This is a genomic window from Pseudomonas sp. AFG_SD02_1510_Pfu_092, from assembly GCF_003331055.1.
Classification (GTDB): Bacteria; Pseudomonadota; Gammaproteobacteria; order Pseudomonadales; family Pseudomonadaceae; genus Aquipseudomonas.
Genome location: NZ_PUQD01000124.1, coordinates 1 through 1,840 on the forward strand (window position 1 = coordinate 1; position 1,840 = coordinate 1,840).

Below are 1,840 nucleotides of genomic sequence, written 5' to 3' on the forward strand. Positions count from 1 at the left end.
TTCCTTCTTTCCTCTGTTGGGGGGGCGCCGCCCCCCCCCCCCCCCCCCCCCCCCCCCTACTTTTTTTTTTTCCCCCCCCCGGGGGGGGGGGGCCCCCCCGGCGATGGGCTGCACAGCAGCCCCAATTTGCAGTTTTACCAGGCCGCGGGGAGTAAGTGATCTTCCATGGAACAACCTGTCGGCCAGCCAGCCTACGTGCTGCACAGCCGTGCCTACAAGGAAACCAGTGCGCTGGTGGACTTTTTCACCCCGCAAGGCCGCATGCGCGCGGTGTTACGCCGGGCGCGAGGCAAAGGCGGCAGCCTGGTACGGCCGTTCGTACCGCTGGAGCTGGAGCTGCGCGGGCGCGGCGAGCTGAAGAATGTCGGGCGGATGGACAGCGCCGGTATTGCCGCCTGGCTGCATGGCGACGCGCTGTTCAGTGGGCTTTACCTCAACGAACTGCTGATGCGCCTGTTGCCCGCCGAAGCGCCTTTCCCGGCACTGTTCGAGCATTACGCCCTGACGTTACAGGCGCTGGCCGCCGGGCGCCCGCTGGAGCCACTGCTGCGCGCCTTCGAGTGGCGGCTGCTGGACGAGCTCGGTTACGCGTTTTCCTTGCAGCACGACGTCAATGACCAGCCGATTGCCGCCGAGGGCCTGTACCGCCTGCAGGTGGATGCCGGCCTGGAGCGGGTCGAGCTGGTGCAACCCGGGTTGTTCCGCGGTACCGAACTGTTGGCCCTGGCCGATGCCGACTGGGATGCCGCAGGTGCCTTGCTCGCCGCCAAGCGCCTGATGCGCCAGGCGCTGGCGGTTCACCTGGGGACAAAACCACTGGTCAGCCGGGAACTGTTTCGCAAGCGCTGATCACGACGTATGCTGTGGGGCTCAATCTTCAGGAGAGCCTTTCGTGACTCACAGCAACCGCATGCTTCTTGGCGTCAACATCGACCACGTGGCGACCCTGCGCCAGGCCCGGGGCACGCGTTACCCGGACCCGGTCAAGGCTGCCCTGGATGCCGAGGAAGCAGGCGCCGATGGCATTACCGTGCACCTGCGTGAAGACCGTCGGCACATCCAGGAGCGTGACGTGCTGCTGCTCAAGGATGTGCTGCAGACGCGCATGAACTTCGAGATGGGCGTTACCGAGGAGATGATGGCGTTTGCCGAGAAGATTCGCCCGGCGCACATCTGCCTGGTACCGGAAACGCGCCAGGAGCTGACCACTGAAGGCGGCCTGGACGTGGCGGGCCAGGAAGCACGGATCAAGGCGGCGGTGGAGCGCTTGTCGCGTACCGGTGCCGAAGTGTCGCTGTTCATCGATGCCGACGAACGGCAGATCGAGGCGTCGCGCCGCGTTGGCGCACCGGCCATCGAACTGCACACCGGGCGTTACGCCGATGCCGAAACCCCGACCGATGTGGCTGAGGAGCTCAAGCGTATCGCCGATGGCGTGGCGTTCGGGGTGGGCCAGGGGCTCATCGTCAATGCCGGGCATGGCCTGCATTACCACAACGTCGAGGCGGTGGCCGCGATCAAGGGCATCAATGAGCTGAACATCGGCCATGCGCTGGTGGCGCATGCCTTGTTCGTAGGCTTCAAGGCCGCTGTGGCCGAGATGAAGGCGCTGATCCTGGCGGCTTCGCGTTAATCGGTGGTTGCCTGGGCCGGGGGGGGGGGGGGGGGGGGGGGGGGCCCCCCCCCCGGGGGGGGGGGGAGGGGGGGGGGGGGGGGGGGGGGGGGGGCCGCCCCCCCCCCCCCCCCGGGGGGGCCGGGGGGGGGGCGGGGGGGGGGGGGGGGGAGGGGGGGGGGGGGCGCGGGCGCCCCCCGCGCCCCCCCCGCGGGGGGGGGGGGGGGG

At 69.1% G+C, this 1,840-nt stretch carries 2 protein-coding genes; both read left to right on the forward strand.

The annotated features are described in order from the left end of the window. Positions 1 to 165 precede the first annotated feature (165 nt). Positions 166 to 849 carry a DNA repair protein RecO gene (recO, locus tag C6A77_RS25095; RefSeq protein WP_114172028.1) on the forward strand — a complete coding sequence of 228 codons (684 nt, stop codon included), beginning with the start codon at positions 166 to 168 and terminating at the stop codon, positions 847 to 849. Between the two features lie 43 nt (positions 850 to 892). Beyond that, positions 893 to 1,633, forward strand: coding sequence for a pyridoxine 5'-phosphate synthase (gene pdxJ / locus C6A77_RS25100; RefSeq protein ID WP_114172029.1), 741 nt, complete (start codon positions 893 to 895; stop codon positions 1,631 to 1,633). The last annotated feature ends 207 nt before the right edge of the window (positions 1,634 to 1,840 follow it).